At 47.7% G+C, this 16707-nt stretch carries 12 protein-coding genes; all 12 read left to right on the forward strand.

What is annotated here, in order from left to right:
• The first annotated feature begins 15 nt into the window (after window positions 1-15).
• The gene (locus EA408_09585; GenBank protein ID TVR71241.1) at window positions 16-708 is read left to right on the forward strand and encodes a 50S ribosomal protein L1; all 693 of its coding nucleotides are present in this window, start codon (window positions 16-18) and stop codon (window positions 706-708) included.
• 160 nt (window positions 709-868) lie between these two features.
• Entirely contained in the window at window positions 869-1387 is a 519-nt protein-coding gene (locus EA408_09590) for a 50S ribosomal protein L10 (protein ID TVR71242.1), read from the forward strand.
• Window positions 1388-1422: 35 nt separating this feature from the next.
• Entirely contained in the window at window positions 1423-1797 is a 375-nt protein-coding gene (locus EA408_09595) for a 50S ribosomal protein L7/L12 (protein ID TVR71243.1), read from the forward strand.
• 106 nt (window positions 1798-1903) lie between these two features.
• Window positions 1904-5719 carry a DNA-directed RNA polymerase subunit beta gene (gene rpoB, locus EA408_09600; protein TVR71244.1) on the forward strand — a complete coding sequence of 1272 codons (3816 nt, stop codon included), beginning with the start codon at window positions 1904-1906 and terminating at the stop codon, window positions 5717-5719.
• Window positions 5720-5793: 74 nt separating this feature from the next.
• Window positions 5794-10089: a DNA-directed RNA polymerase subunit beta' gene (gene rpoC, locus EA408_09605; GenBank protein TVR71245.1), complete on the forward strand. Its 4296-nt coding sequence runs from the start codon at window positions 5794-5796 to the stop codon at window positions 10087-10089.
• 12 nt (window positions 10090-10101) lie between these two features.
• Entirely contained in the window at window positions 10102-10422 is a 321-nt protein-coding gene (locus EA408_09610) for a DUF3467 domain-containing protein (protein ID TVR71246.1), read from the forward strand.
• Window positions 10423-10607: 185 nt separating this feature from the next.
• On the forward strand, window positions 10608-11480 hold the full coding sequence (locus tag EA408_09615) for an electron transfer flavoprotein beta subunit/FixA family protein (protein ID TVR71286.1): 873 nt from the start codon (window positions 10608-10610) through the stop codon (window positions 11478-11480).
• A gap of 69 nt (window positions 11481-11549) precedes the next feature.
• Window positions 11550-12569, forward strand: a complete 1020-nt coding sequence (locus tag EA408_09620; protein TVR71247.1) for an electron transfer flavoprotein subunit alpha/FixB family protein — start codon at window positions 11550-11552, stop codon at window positions 12567-12569.
• Window positions 12569-14287, forward strand: a complete 1719-nt coding sequence (locus EA408_09625) for an acyl-CoA dehydrogenase (protein TVR71248.1) — start codon at window positions 12569-12571, stop codon at window positions 14285-14287. The genes EA408_09620 and EA408_09625 overlap by 1 nt, the downstream gene beginning before the upstream one ends.
• A 26-nt stretch (window positions 14288-14313) precedes the next feature.
• Window positions 14314-15090 carry a DUF2520 domain-containing protein gene (locus EA408_09630; GenBank protein TVR71249.1) on the forward strand — a complete coding sequence of 259 codons (777 nt, stop codon included), beginning with the start codon at window positions 14314-14316 and terminating at the stop codon, window positions 15088-15090.
• Window positions 15091-15121: 31 nt separating this feature from the next.
• Window positions 15122-16093 carry a prenyltransferase gene (locus EA408_09635; GenBank protein ID TVR71250.1) on the forward strand — a complete coding sequence of 324 codons (972 nt, stop codon included), beginning with the start codon at window positions 15122-15124 and terminating at the stop codon, window positions 16091-16093.
• Between the two features lie 2 nt (window positions 16094-16095).
• Window positions 16096-16692, forward strand: a complete 597-nt coding sequence (gene maf / locus EA408_09640) for a septum formation protein Maf (protein ID TVR71251.1) — start codon at window positions 16096-16098, stop codon at window positions 16690-16692.
• The last annotated feature ends 15 nt before the right edge of the window (window positions 16693-16707 follow it).

Consider the following 16707-nt stretch of genomic DNA (forward strand, 5'->3'; position numbering starts at 1 on the left):
TTATATCTATTGATAATGACTAAACTCACTAAAAACAGAAAAGCAGCTCTGGAGAAACTTGAACCCGGTAAGCTTTACAAATTGAGCGAGGCAGCAGAGATGGTTAAGGATATAACATCCGCACGTTTTGATGCATCGGTCGATATTGATATGAGGCTTGGTGTAGACCCGAGAAAAGCCAACCAGATGGTCAGGGGAGTTGTTACCCTGCCCAACGGAACCGGCAAGGAGATACGGGTCCTGGTTTTGTGTTCACCTGACAAGGAGGAAGAGGCTAAAGCTGCCGGTGCAGATCATGTCGGTCTTGACGAGTATGTTGAGAAGATCAAGGGAGGATGGACAGATGTGGATGTTATTATAACCATGCCTTCTGTTATGGCAAAGGTAGGACAGCTCGGCCGGATACTGGGGCCACGCGGACTGATGCCTAATCCCAAGAGCGGCACGGTTACTATGGATATCGGAAAGGCCGTAACCGAGGTCAAGGCAGGTAAGATCGATTTCAAGGTAGACAAGTTTGGTATCGTTCATACTTCGATAGGTAAGGTATCTTTTGAAACTCCCAAGCTGGTTGAGAATGCCAGGGAGTTTATTCAGACCATTCTTAAGCTCAAACCTGCTGCTGCGAAAGGTACATACATAAGGAGCATATATCTTTCAAGCACTATGAGCCCCGGTCTGAAAATTGATCCTAAGTCAGTTGATTAGCAAGGCAGTTCCGGATTGAAAAATTTCCCTTCCGGGGAAATGAAAGCCACTGACTGCTTTATTAAAATTTTACAGATATGGAAGAAAAGGTTTTATATGAATTGATTTAACCGGGATTTATTCCATGTCTTATACAAATTGTTTAATGTAATCAACAATAATGAAGCGAGAAGATAAGAACGTGATTATTCAGGAGCTTACCGAAAAGCTGAACAGGTATGATCATTTTTACCTGACAAACATTTCCGACCTGAATGCGGCTGATACAAGCCTGTTGAGAAGGAAATGCTTTGACAGAAGCATCAACCTGGTGGTGGTAAAAAATACCCTGCTGAGGAAAGCACTTGAGCAATCGGAAAAAAATTTCGACAACCTGTACGATGTTCTGAAAGATTCAACATCGGTCATGTTTTCGGAAACAGCCAATGTTCCTGCCAAACTTATAAAGGAGTTCCGCAAAACGCATGAGAGGCCTTTGCTTAAGGCAGCATTCGTTGAGGAGTCCTTTTACTTTGGCGACGACCAGGTAGATATTCTTTCCCAGCTCAAGTCACGCGAAGAGCTGATAGGAGACATAATTATGCTACTCCAGTCACCCGCCAAAAATGTCGTATCGGCCCTACAGTCCGGTGGCGGCAAGCTGGCAGGAATTGTAAAAACTTTATCAGAAAAAGAGTAAAAAATCAGAACAATCAAAATTAAATTCTACAAAAAATGGCAGATTTAAAAGCGTTTGCAGAGCAATTGGTTAACTTGACTGTAAAAGAGGTAAATGAGCTGGCTCAGATCCTTAAGGATGAATATGGTATTGAGCCTGCTGCAGCTGCAGTTGCAGTTGCAGGTCCCGCTGCAGCCGAAGGTGCGGCAGCTGAAGAGAAGACACAGTTTGATGTGATACTGACAGCACCAGGTGGTGCAAAATTGCAGATAGTTAAGCTGGTTAAGGAACTGACCGGACTTGGTCTGAAAGAGGCTAAGGAGTTGGTTGACGGTGCCCCTAAGCCTGTTAAGGAAGGTGTATCAAAGGAAGAAGCCGAATCGGTCAAATCACAACTTGAAGAAGCAGGAGCAGAAGTTGAACTTAAATAGCAATTACCAGATAATATTGGTGCTTAGGGGTTTAGAATCTTGAAAATAGATTCTAACCCTTTTTATTGTTATAACTGTCAGGCTTCAACTTTAATAATTTTATAAGATGTGTGCAGCAAATAACGGAAGTAAAAGGATAAACTTTTCGTCATCAAAGATCCAACTTGAATATCCTGATTTTCTTGAAATACAGATCAAATCATTTTCCGATTTCTTTCAAATGGGAACACCACCCGAAAACCGGAAAAATGAAGGTCTGTTCAGGGTTTTTAACGAGAATTTTCCTATAACAGACACCAGGAACAATTTTGTACTTGAGTTTATCGATTATTATATTGATCCGCCCAGGTACTCCATTGAAGAGTGTATTGAGCGGGGCCTTTCATATAATGTGCCTCTGAAAGCAAAGTTGAAACTCTATTGTACCGACCCGGAACACGAGGACTTCGATACGGTGATATCTGATGTCTATCTGGGGACTGTTCCCTACATGACTGACCGGGGTACTTTTGTTATTAATGGTGCTGAAAGGGTTATAGTATCGCAGCTGCACCGTTCACCCGGTGTTTTCTTCGGGCAAAGTATACATGCCAACGGGACCAAGCTTTATTCTGCAAGGATAATTCCCTTCAAGGGATCGTGGATTGAGTTTGCGACCGACATCAACAATGTGATGTATGCCTATATAGACAGGAAGAAAAAGCTTCCCGTCACAACCCTGTTGCGTGCAATAGGCTTCGAAAGCGACAAGGATATTCTTGAGATATTTGACCTTGCCGATGACATCAAGGTATCAAAAACAGCTCTCAAAAAGAATGTTGGCAGGAAACTTGCCGCCAGGGTGCTTAAGACATGGGTTGAGGATTTTGTTGATGAAGACACCGGCGAGGTCGTATCCATAGAAAGGAACGAGGTGATTATTGACCGTGAAACGGTTCTCGAGAATGACCATATTGAAGAGATAATCGATTCCGGGGCACAAAATATACTTCTCCACAAGGAGAACCAGAATCTGGCGGACTTTGCAATAATATACAATACCCTTCAAAAGGATCCCTGTAACTCTGAAAAGGAGGCTGTGCTGCATATTTACAGGCAGCTGAGGAATTCAGAACCACCCGATGAGACTACGGCACGCGATGTTATCGAAAAGCTCTTCTTTTCCGACAAACGTTATGACCTGGGTGATGTGGGTCGCTACAGGATAAACAGGAAGCTCGGACTTGATACAGATATTGACACCAAGGTGCTTACCAGGGAAGATATTATCAGCATCATAAAGTATCTGATCGAACTGATAAATTCAAAGACAGATGTTGATGATATTGATCATCTCAGTAACAGGCGCGTGAGGACGGTGGGAGAGCAGATGGCTAATCAGTTCGGAGTGGGACTGGCACGTATGGCACGTACGATCAGGGAAAGAATGAATGTTCGTGACAACGAGGTGTTTACTCCGATTGACCTGATAAACTCGAAGACCCTTTCATCGGTAATAAACTCATTTTTTGGGACGAACCAGCTTTCTCAGTTCATGGACCAGACCAACCCGCTGGCCGAGATGACTCACAAACGGCGTATGTCAGCTTTGGGCCCCGGAGGTTTGTCGCGCGAAAGGGCCGGTTTTGAAGTTCGTGACGTTCACTATACGCATTACGGCCGTCTGTGCCCGATTGAGACGCCAGAGGGTCCGAATATCGGACTTATCTCTTCGTTGTGCGTCTATGCCAAGATCAACGATCTTGGGTTTATAGAGACTCCCTACAGGCCAGTTGAGAACGGTAAGGTGAGCCTGGATCCCAGTAAAATTATCTACCTGAGCGCTGAAGAGGAAGAGGCTAAGACCATTGCACAGGCGAATGCCTTGCTGAACGATGACGGTTCGTTTATTAATTCCAGGGTTAAGGCAAGATTTAACGGCGATTTCCCGCTGGCAGAGCAGGAGCAGGTGGAACTGATGGACGTGGCGCCAAACCAGATTGCTTCGATCGCCGCATCTTTGATACCTTTCCTTGAGCACGACGACGCCAACAGGGCGCTGATGGGCTCAAACATGATGAGACAGGCCGTGCCCCTGCTCAAACCTGAGGTTCCGGTCGTGGGTACCGGACTAGAGTCGAAGGTGGCAGCAGATTCGAGGGTCCTGATCGTTGCCGAAGGCGAAGGAGTTGTTGAATATGTTGATGCCGAAGAGATACTAATTCGATATACCCGGTCGGACAAGGAGCAGTTTGTGAGCTTTGACCCCGAGGTTAAGAGGTACAGGCTGCCTAAATTCAAAAAGACCAACCAGAATACGGTGCTTACCCTTAAGCCTATGGTGGCCAAGGGCGACAAGGTTCATAAAGGACAGATACTTACCGAGGGCTATGGTACAAGCCAGGGAGAACTCGCCCTGGGCCGGAACCTGAAGGTGGCATTCATGCCCTGGAAAGGATACAATTTTGAAGATGCCATCGTTATAAGCGAGAAGCTGGTCAGGGAGGATTTCTTTACATCCATTCATGTCGATGAGTACCTTCTTGAGGTCAGGGATACCAAGCGTGGCATGGAGGAGCTGACATCCGACATACCCAATGTAAGCGAGGAGGCCACGAAAGATCTTGATGAGAACGGTATCATCCGCATCGGGGCGGAGGTCAACCCCGGCGATATACTGATCGGCAAGATCACGCCCAAAGGAGAATCAGATCCTTCTCCAGAGGAGAAGCTGTTACGTGCCATATTCGGCGACAAGGCAGGTGATGTTAAGGATGCATCGCTAAAGGCGTCGCCATCGCTGCATGGTGTGGTAATAGACAAAAAGTTGTTCTCCAGGTCAGTAAAAGATAAAAAGGTAAAGCTGTCAGAGAAGGCAACCATAGCTAAGCTTGATGAGGAGTTCAACAACAGGATAGAGGATCTTACCGGTAAGCTGGTAGACAAGCTGTTCATTCTGGTCAACGGCCGCACTTCCCAGGGAGTGAAAAGCTATCTCAACGTTGAGGTTGTACCGAAAGGAGTCAAGTTCACCCAGAAACAGCTCCAGGAGATAGATTACCTTAATGTAAACCCCAACAAATGGACAACCGACAAGGAGAGGAACGAAACCGTAAAGCTCCTTATACAGAACTATATACTGAAGTGCAAGCAGCATGATGCTGTATACAAGAGGAAAAAGTACAATCTCACCATAGGTGATGAGCTGCCGGCAGGTATAGTGCAGATGGCAAAGGTTTATATAGCCAAGAAGAGAAAGATCAAGGTCGGCGACAAGATGGCCGGCCGTCACGGCAACAAGGGTATCGTATCCAGGATAGTTCGTGAAGAGGACATGCCTTTCCTTGAAGACGGAACCCCGGTTGATATTGTTCTCAACCCCCTTGGTGTGCCTTCAAGGATGAACCTGGGGCAGATCTATGAAACGGTCCTTGGCTGGGCCGGGGAAGAGCTGGGTATGACATTTGCCACACCAATTTTTGACGGCGCAAATATAGATCAGATAACCGGTTATACTAAAAAGGCCGGACTGCCGGAATTCGGCAAGACATACCTTTATGACGGCGGAACAGGCGAACGTTTTGACCAGCCCGCCACTGTTGGCGTGATATATATGATGAAGCTGGGCCATATGGTGGATGACAAGATGCATGCACGGTCTATAGGGCCCTATTCACTAATAACGCAGCAGCCCCTGGGCGGTAAGGCACAGTTCGGCGGACAGCGTTTCGGGGAAATGGAGGTATGGGCGCTTGAAGCGTTCGGCGCTTCACATATCCTGCAGGAGATTCTTACGATCAAGTCTGATGACGTGATCGGTCGTGCCAAGGCATATGAGAGCATAGTAAAGGGCGATCCCCTGCCACAGGCGGGAATTCCCGAATCTCTCAACGTTCTTCTGCACGAGTTGCGGGGACTGGGTTTGAGTATCAACCTGGTCTGATATTAAAATGTGTTGGCCGGCTGGCCCCACAAGCCTGCCCGGTCTGTTTGGTTAATAAATTAATTGAATCAGATATGTCATTCAGAAGAGATACCAAGGTAAAAAGCAGTTTTACAAAGATCTCTATTGGTCTCGCATCACCCGAGGAGATACTTGAGCGCTCAAGCGGAGAGGTACTCAAACCAGAGACCATTAATTACAGGACCTATAAGCCCGAGAGGGACGGTCTTTTCTGCGAACGGATCTTCGGGCCCGTGAAGGATTACGAGTGCCACTGCGGTAAATACAAGCGCATCAGGTACAAAGGCATTGTGTGCGACCGTTGTGGTGTCGAGGTTACCGAAAAGAAGGTGAGGCGTGAAAGAATGGGGCACATAAACCTTGTCGTTCCCGTGGCCCACATATGGTATTTCAAGTCGCTGCCCAACAAGATAGGGTATCTTCTCGGACTTCCCACGAAGAAACTTGAATCGATTATCTACTACGAACGTTACGTCGTTATCAACCCCGGTGTAAAGCAGGCTGACGGTGTTGAATACCTTGACTTCCTTACTGAGGAAGAGTACCTTGACATCTTTGAGTCTCTGCCCAAGGATAACCAGAATCTTGAAGATGACGATCCCAATAAGTTCATCGCCGGCATGGGTGCGGAGGCGCTTAATTTGCTACTGTCACGGATAGACCTTGATGAGCTCTCCTATTCACTGCGTCACAAGGCAAACACGGAAACTTCCCAGCAGAGGAAAAATGAGGCCCTGAAGAGGCTGCAGGTGGTTGAGGCTTTCCGTGCGTCCAAGGGTATTAACAAGTCTGAATGGATGGTAGTGAAGGTAGTACCTGTAATTCCTCCCGAGCTGCGGCCTCTTGTGCCACTTGACGGGGGGCGCTTTGCCACATCAGACCTGAATGATCTTTACCGGAGGGTTATAATAAGGAATAACAGGCTCAAGCGCCTGATAGAGATAAAGGCTCCCGAGGTCATACTCCGCAATGAGAAGAGGATGCTGCAGGAGTCTGTCGACTCCCTGTTTGATAACTCAAGGAAGGCCAATGCGGTTAAGACCGATGCCAACAGGCCTCTCAAGTCCCTCAGCGACAGCCTTAAGGGTAAGCAGGGACGGTTCCGCCAGAACCTGCTGGGTAAAAGGGTCGACTATTCAGCCCGGTCGGTTATAGTTGTGGGCCCGGAGCTGGAGCTGCATGAATGCGGACTTCCGAAGGATATGGCCGCTGAGTTGTATAAGCCCTTTATTATAAGGAAGTTGATAGAGAGGGGCATTGTAAAGACCGTCAAGTCAGCCAAAAAGATCGTCGACCGTAAAGACCCTGTTGTATGGGATATACTGGAGAATGTGATAAAGGGGCACCCGGTCCTTCTGAACCGTGCACCGACTCTGCATCGTCTGGGAATACAGTCCTTCCAGCCAAAAATGATAGAGGGGAAGGCTATACAGCTTCACCCGCTGGTATGTACGGCGTTTAACGCCGATTTTGACGGCGACCAGATGGCTGTACACCTGCCGCTCGGCAATGCTGCCATCCTTGAGGCCCAGATACTGATGCTTGCATCGCATAATATTCTGAACCCTGCAAACGGCGCTCCCATCAGTGTGCCATCACAGGACATGGTACTCGGACTCTATTATCTGACAAAAGCCCGTAAAAGTGAGCCTGACCATCCGGTGAAAGGTGAAGACATGGTTTTTTATTCACCTGAAGAGGTGATCATTGCCTATAACGAAAAAGTGGCGGACCTTCATGCTATTATCAAGGTTAAGATCAGGGATTATACTACAGGTGAATCCAGTATGGTTGAAACAACCGTAGGCCGTGTAATTTTCAACCAGTACGTTCCCGATGAGGCAGGATTTATAAATGAACTGCTTACCAAGAAGTCACTTCGCGAAATTATCGGACTGGTCCTGAAAAAGACCGGGACTGCCAAGACTGCCAGGTTCCTTGACAGCATCAAGAATATGGGGTTCGAAATGGCCTTCAGGGGAGGCCTGTCATTCAACCTCGACGATGTAATCATTCCTGATCAGAAGACCGAACTTATTGACGAAGGTTATGCCCAGGTTGAAGAGGTGTTCAATAATTACAATATGGGGTTCATTACCAATAATGAGCGCTACAACCAGATCATTGACATCTGGACACACATAAACGCCAAGCTGACCCAGACACTGATGAGGCAGCTTACAGCCGACCAGCAGGGGTTCAACCCGGTTTACATGATGCTGGACTCGGGTGCCCGGGGATCCAAAGAGCAGATCAGGCAGCTTTCCGGTATGAGGGGACTTATGGCCAAGCCACAGAAATCCGGCTCCGCAGGTTCGGAAATCATTGAGAACCCCATATTGTCCAATTTCAAGGAGGGGTTGTCAGTTCTCGAATACTTTATTTCAACCCACGGTGCCAGGAAAGGTCTGGCCGACACTGCCCTCAAGACTGCTGATGCAGGTTACCTTACCAGGAGACTGGTTGATGTTTCACAGGATGTGATCGTTTCGGAGCCTGACTGCGGGACTTTGCGGGGACTTCAGGCGACAGCCATCAGGAACAACGAAGAGGTTGTAGAATCGCTTACTGAAAGGATACTGGGCCGGACAACCGTTCATGATGTGTACCACCCGTCAACCGGTGAGCTGGTAGTAGCTGCAGGGGAGGAACTGACCGAAGAGATTACAGCCGTCATAGAAGAATCGCCGATAGAACAGGTTGAGATCAGGTCGGTACTTACATGCGAGAGCAAGAAGGGTGTATGTGCTAAATGTTACGGCCGGAGCCTTGCAACCGGAAAAATGGTGCAGATTGGAGAAGCGGTGGGTGTTATTGCGGCACAGTCGATTGGTGAGCCCGGTACACAGCTAACGCTCCGCACATTCCACGTTGGCGGTACAGCTTCGAACATTGCTGCCGAATCAAGCATACTGGCGCGGTATGAAGGAATTGTTGAAATGGATGAACTTCGTACGGTAGAACGTGAGGATGAACTTGGCAACAAGATCGAGATTGTGATCAGCCGTCTTGCAGAATTGCGTATAATTGACAAGAATACCAACATTGCACTTACTTCCCAGAACATACCGTACGGCTCCAGACTCTACGTGAAGAACGGTGCCGTGGTCAGCAAGGGTGACCTGATATGTGAGTGGGATCCCTACAATGCTGTGATCATTACCGAATCAACCGGCCGTGTTGAGTTTGACGCTCTTATTGAGGGAGTTACTTACAAGGAAGAGGCTGATGAACAGACAGGTTTCCGTGAGAAGGTGATAATAGAGACCAGGGATAAGTCAAAGAACCCGATGATCAGAATTCTTTCAGATGACGGCGAGGCACTTAAATCCTATAACCTGCCTGTTGGTTCACACGTTTCTGTTTCGGCCGATTCGGTTGTCAAGGCCGGCGAGATAATTGTGAAAATACCCAGGGCTGTTGGTAAGTCGGGTGACATTACCGGTGGTCTGCCGCGTGTAACCGAGCTGTTTGAGGCAAGGAATCCCTCAAACCCAGCTGTGGTCAGTGAAATAGACGGTGAGGTGCAGTTCGGTAAGATCAAGCGCGGAAACCGGGAGATTAGTATCAGGTCGAAAACCGGCGAGCTAAAGAAATACCTTATACCTCTTGCAAAACAGATACTTGTCCAGGAGAGCGATTATGTCAAGGCAGGAACATCCCTCTCCGACGGCGCCATTACACCGGAAGATATACTAATGATCAAGGGGCCGACGAAGGTACAGGAGTATATCGTTAACGAGGTGCAGGAGGTTTACAGGATGCAGGGTGTTAAGATAAATGACAAGCACTTTGAGGTAATCGTGCGCCAGATGATGAGGAAAGTATCCATTGATGATCCTGGCGACACAAAGTTCCTTGAAAAACAGATTGTTGACAAGTGGGAGTTCATGGATGAGAATGACTGGATATACGGCAAGAAGGTTGTTCTTGATCCGGGTGATTCCGCTACACTAAAAGCCGGGCAGATTATTACCGCACGCAAGCTGCGTGATGAGAACTCTGTGCTGAAGAGAAAGGATATGAAGCTTGTTACCTCCAGGGAGGCCATACCTTCGACTTCAAGCCAGGTACTCCAGGGTATAACCCGGGCGGCACTGCAGACCAAGTCGTTCATATCGGCGGCATCCTTCCAGGAAACCACCAAGGTTCTCAATGAAGCTGCCATATACGGTAAAGTTGATCATCTTGAGGGTCTGAAGGAGAATGTAATAGTTGGTCACCTGATACCGGCCGGCACGGGTCAGAAGGAGTTTGGCAAACTGGTTGTAGGATCCAGGGAGGAGTATGATGCACTGATGTCTGAAAAGGAAAAGGAGCCCAGTGACGTGGGTGTAACCGAGCAATAAAACTATTGGCAGATGGAAGAATCCAAAAAGCAAAACCAGATAAACATTGAGCTGAAGGAGGAGGTAGCACAGGGAACATATTCAAACCTTGCGGTGATCACCCACTCCAGCTCTGAGTTCGTTCTTGACTTTGTAAGGGTGGTTCCCGGGATACAGAAGGCCAGCGTTAAATCAAGGATCATTATCACACCTGAGCATGCAAAGCGATTACTGCATGCGCTCAAGGAGAATATTGCAAAGTTTGAATCGGTCCATGGCCCGATAAAGAAAGTGGAAGGCAAAGGCAGCCCTGGAATGCCAATGAATTTTGGCGGACCTTCGGCACAGGCCTGATTGATTCAAAGCAGATTATAAAACCCGGCCTTACTGCCGGGTTTTGTCTTTGTATGGTGTTATTTTTTTTTATATTTGTCTCTTCGTTTTCCGGGCAGCATCCGGAAGCGCCTTCTCTGGTAAGGTGAGACCATCCACCCCGCAGAATGGAAGCAATAATTGACAAACAAACAGATCATTGAATGATGGGACTTAAGATTATTGTACTGGCAAAGCAGGTGCCTGATACCAGGAATGTTGGCAAAGATGCCATGAAAGCTGACGGGACTGTCAACAGGGCAGCCCTGCCGGCTATATTCAATCCGGAGGACCTGAATGCGCTGGAACTTGCATTAAGGATCAAAGACACAAACGAAGGTGCAACCGTTACGATTCTGACTATGGGGCCCGGTCGTGCAGCGGAGATAATCCGTGAGGCAATGTACCGGGGTGCCGACAAGGGTATCCTGTTGACCGACAGAAAATTTGCCGGTTCTGATACACTTGCGACATCCTATGCCCTGTCACTGGCGGTAAAGAAAATTGCCCCTTATGACCTTGTTATTGCAGGCCGGCAGGCTATTGACGGTGACACGGCTCAGGTAGGCCCCCAGGTTGCTGAAAAGCTGGGTTTACCCCAGGTTACCTATGCCGAGGATATATTGTCGGTCAGCAAGGGCCGGATTACGATCAAGAGAAGACTTGAGAGAGGCGTTGAGACCGTGGAGGCGCCGATGCCGCTTGTTTTAACCGTACACAGCTCGGCCCCGGCCTGCCGGTCAAGGAATGCCAGGTATACTATTAAATACCGGCATGCAAGAACTTTGGGAGAACTGCAGGATACCAGCGAGGATTACCTGCAGTTGCGAAAGGACAGGCCTTATCTGACAATCGACGAATGGGGGGTGAGTGATGTTGGCGCCGATGTTGATCAGCTCGGACTGTCGGGATCGCCTACCAAGGTAAGAAAGATTGAGAACGTAGTTTTTACGGGCCGTGATTCCAAAGTGCTGTCAGGAAGTGAAAATGATATTGAAGCCCTGATGAAGGAGCTTATTGACAGTCATACAATAGGGTAGACTGGTATTTGCTGAAGATGCCTGGCAGTTGCTGCTGCAGGTTTTTTTTTTAACCTAAAAAAGTTAACGGTGGACAACGTTTTTGTTTATTGTGAAATTGAAGAGGGACAGGTTGCAGAGGTTAGCCTGGAGCTGCTCTCAAAGGGCCGTTCCCTTGCCGACAGGCTCGGGTGCAGTCTTGAAGCTGCAGTTATTGGTTCAGGCTTAAAGGGTGTAGAGAAACAGATCTTACCCTACGGGGCAGATGTGGTACATATTGCTGATGACAAGAGGCTGTATCCTTACCAGACATTGCCCCATTCTGCCATATTGAGCGGACTTTTCAGGGAGGAGAAGCCCCGGATCGGGCTTCTTGGCGCTACTTCGGTGGGACGGGATCTGGCACCCAGAATCGCATCGGCTTTGAAATGCGGACTTACAGCTGATTGCACAGCGCTCGAAATAGGCGATCATACAGAAAACAAGACCGGCGAGGTTTACAAGGATCTTCTTTACCAGATCAGGCCGGCTTTTGGCGGGAATATCATTGCAACCATCATCAACCCGGAAACAAGGCCCCAGCTTGCGACTGTTCGTGAAGGCGTCATGAAGAAAGAGATAAGCGCACAGGATCGTAAAGGCAGGGTCAAGACGATCGATGCTGGTAAATGGCTTAGCGATGATGATTTTGTGGTTAGAATTATTGAGCGCCATATTGAGCAACGGAAGGTTAACATAAAAAGCGCCGGGATAATTGTGGCCGGAGGGTATGGTGTTGGTTCAAAGGAGAACTTCAGGCTTCTCTTTGATCTGGCCGGCGTTCTCGGTGGTGAGGTGGCTGGTTCGAGAGCAGCGGTTGACGGCGGTTTTATCGGGCATGAAAGGCAGGTGGGGCAGACCGGTGTGACAGTGCGCCCCAGGCTTTATATTGCCTGCGGGATATCCGGACAGATACAGCACCGGGCCGGCATGGACCAGTCCTCCATAATCATCTCCATAAACAACGATCCGGATGCCCCTATAAACCAGATTGCCGATTATACTATTGTAGGCGATCTTACTGATATAATCCCGAAAATGATCAAGTATTATCAAAAGAATACAAAATAATGGCAAACTTCTATAATGACAACAGCGACCTGAAATTTCACCTGGGACACCCCATGATGAAAAAGATAGTCAGGCTCAAGGAGCTTGATTTTGCTGAAAAGGAGAGTTGTGATTATGCTTTTATGGATCACGAGGATGCCATGGATGGTTATGACAAGGTTCTGGAGATCGTTGGGGATATTTGCGCAAACGTCATTGCTCCAAATGCTGAATCTGTCGATGCCGAAGGTCCTTCGCTGGTTGACAATGAAGTAAAATATGCACGCGGTACAGCTGAAAATCATGAAGCTCTTACGAGAGCCGGACTGATTGGAATGTCCCTGCCCAGGAAATACGGGGGACTCAATTTTCCCATGGTTCCATATGTAATGGCGGCGGAGATCGTGTCAAGGGCTGATGCTGGTTTTGCCAATATCTGGGGCTTGCAGGACTGTGCAGAGACAATACACGAATTTGGTTCGGAGGAGCTGCGCGATGAGTTCCTGCCCAGGTTCAACAAGGGGGCGACGGCGGCTATGGACCTTACCGAGCCCGATGCCGGATCAGACCTTCAGGCAGTGCAGCTCAAGGCAACGTATGATGAGAAGAGTGATACCTGGTATCTCAATGGTGTAAAAAGGTTCATCACCAACGGTGATGCAGATATATCACTTGTACTTGCCAGGTCTGAGGACGGGACCACCGATGGAAGGGGGCTCTCTCTTTTTGTATATGACCGGAAGGAGAAAGCAGTTACAATAAGGCGTATTGAGAATAAACTTGGTATCAAAGGCTCTCCCACATGCGAGCTTGTATTCAGGAATGCCCCTGCTAAACTGGTAGGCAACAGGAAATTCGGATTGATCAAATATGTCATGGCCCTAATGAACAGCGCACGTCTTGGGGTCGCGGCACAGTCGGTCGGAATATCAGAAGCTGCTTACCGTGAAGCGCTCAAGTATGCGGAAGAGCGTACCCAGTTCGGCAGGCCCATTATACAATTCCCTGCAGTCTATGAGATGATAAGACTGATGGAGGTGAAGATCAAGTCAATGCGTTCATTGCTCTATGAGACCGCCAGGTTTGTTGATGTATACAAAAACTATAATGCAATTTCAGAGGAGAGAAAGCTTGAAGCTGATGAGCGTGCTGAACAGAAAAAATACCAGCGTCTATCCGATGTATATACCCCGCTGCTAAAGCTTGTTTCAAGCGAATATTCGAACATGATAGCCTATGATGCATTGCAGGTTCACGGTGGAGCGGGATTTATGAAGGATTTTCCTGTCGAACGGATATACCGGGATGCAAGGATAACATCCATATATGAAGGTACATCGCAACTGCAGGTTGTGGCGGCCATAAGGGGAGTGACCTCCGGAACATACCTGGCTGCCATCAGGGATATTTATGAAAAAGAAACCCTTAAGCCTGAGCTTGAGTACCTGAAGCCGCCGCTTGAAGAGATGACTGCGGAATTTGAAAAGTACTCGGCACATGTAATCGAGGCAAACGATGGTGAATATCTTGATTTCCATGCCAGGCGTCTTGTTGAGATGGCCGGCAACATTATAATGGGGTACCTGCTGCTCAGGGACGCAAGGAGGGATGAAAAATACCAGCTGGCGGCATCTTCTTTTGTTGATATAGCCAGGGCCGCAAATCTTGAAAAAGCAGAATATATCAGGAGATTTAACATAAAAAACCTTGGTTCGCTGAAATATAATTTTGACACCTGAATTTGCACGTTAAGGAGAGAATAGTAATGATAGGTGCCGGGAATGTTGCGGCCTTCCTGGCATCATCCCTGCATGCTGCAGGCCATTGCATAGAGATGGTATACAGCCGTACTGCAGGTAATGCCGAAAAACTGGGAAAGCTTCTTAACAGCCGCTACACCTGCAATACAGATGATATCCGGGCAGCACAAGGCATACAGATAGCTGCAATACCGGATGAAGCATTAATTAAGTTCTCAGAAAAAGGACTTTTTGGAAAGGGGATGATTTTACATACTGCAGGCAGTATACCAATGAGTATTCTTTCCGGTTGTTCGTCCGAATATGGGGTGTTGTATCCGTTGCAGACTTTAACGGCCGGGAGGAATCTGCGGGAGTACGGTGTGCCCTTTTGCATTGAGGCCGGCGATGAGGCCAGTCTTGAACGGATACGTGATCTTGCCTCTTCTGTAAGCGACACTGTTTACGAGCTGGATTCTGAAAGCAGGATGATGTTGCATCTGGCCGCGGTTTTTGCCAGCAACTTCACAAATCATATGTATGTCCTGGCCGGGAAGATTGCTGCAAGGGCTGGTGTCCCCTTTGAAATACTTCATCCCCTGGTAATGGAAACCGCAAAGAAAGCCTCGGAAAGTTCTCCGGCGATGGTGCAGACAGGTCCCGCCGCAAGAAATGATATGATAATTATTAAAAAGCATCTGGATTTGCTATCTTTCTCACCGGAATTAAAGCATCTCTACCGTCTTATCTCTGATAGTATCATTGAAGCGAAGGCAGAAAACTCTGACAGTAGTTCGGATTGAGAGTTGATAATAAGATATTGTAACTGGTAATATGGAAGCATACCTTCGGTTGATCAGGTACAAGAACCTGCTTATTGTTGCGGCAACCCAGTATCTTATGAGGTTTGCCATAGTAGAGCCTTTGCTTGCTGTCAACGGGTTTGAGCTTCAGCTTGACGGGTTTCATTTCTTTTTGCTGGTTCTTGCCACCATTATGATAACAGCTGCCGGATATGTAATAAATGATTATTTCGATACCCGTACAGATATGCTTAATCGTCCCGGTACGGTAGTAATTGGGCGTTATATAGGAAGAAGAACGGCCATCATTCTCCACTGGGTCCTTAACTTTGCAGGTGTCGCAGCAGGTTTTTACCTCGCATTCCATATAGGGATACCACTTTTGGGATTTTTCTTTATTATGGTTGCGGGACTACTGTGGTTCTATTCAACAACTTATAACCGCCGGTTTCTGGTTGGCAATATAATAATAGCATCGCTTACAGCCATGGTGCCGGTCATGGTAGTGATCTTCGAAATACCAATGCTTAGCAGGGAGTACACCGAGATTCCCGGCTTCTACCACCCCGGGTTCAGTCATATTTTCGCATGGGTCGCTTCGTTTGGCTACTTTGCTTTCATGACAACCATGATAAGGGAACTGGTGAAGGACATTGAAGATTTTGAAGGTGATACTGAACAGGGGAGAAGGTCCGTTCCAATTGTACTCGGTAAAGGTAATACCAGGATCATCATTGGTGCACTGATCCTACTTGTCATTGCCTCGCTTGCTTTTCTCTATTATGTTTACCTCAGGATTGGTTTTTCCGGAAATATAGATTACCTGAGCCTGATCTGGTTTTTGCTTTTTCTCTTCCTGCCGCTTATGCTGCTTCTTTACAGGGTGATCAGGGCAAAAACAAGAGAGGATTACACTTTCGCAAACCACCTGTCAAAGATCATAATGCTTATGGGCCTGCTCTATTCACTGCTTGTCAGGTACATTGTGTTAAAAGGTTTTTAGATATGTCACTACCTTTGCTCAGGGAAAAGTTCCAAAACACAAGGATTGTCCTTGCATCGGGGTCACCACGGAGGCAGTCCCTGCTCAGGGAGCTCGGGATTGATTTTGAGGTTGCAGGTAATCAGGGCGCTGATGAAACCTGGCCACGGTATCTTGATAAAAGTGAGATACCCCTGTTCCTTGCTGGTAAGAAGGCAGATGCATACAAGGGGATTGCCGGTGATGATGTCCTGCTGATAACTGCCGATACCATTGTCTGGTGCAGGAAGAGGGTAATGGACAAACCGGCCGGACGGGATGATGCCATAGCAATACTTAAAGAGCTGTCCGGTCGCAGGCACCAGGTGATCACCGGTGTCTGCCTCAGGAACAGCCATAAATCTGTTTCATTCACCTCGGCCACATCGGTATGGTTCCGTGATCTGACTGACGATGAGATTAACTGGTATGTAGATAATTGTGACCCCTATGATAAGGCCGGAGCCTATGGTATCCAGGAGTGGATAGGTTTAGTGGCAATTAAATCGATCAGGGGCTCCTACTTCAATGTAATGGGACTTCCGGTTGACATGCTTTACAGTGAGCTGATGAAGTTCTGAACAATGATAAATTCC

The sequence above is a fragment of the Marinilabiliales bacterium genome, assembly GCA_007695015.1.
Taxonomy (GTDB): Bacteria; Bacteroidota; Bacteroidia; order Bacteroidales; family PUMT01; genus PXAP01.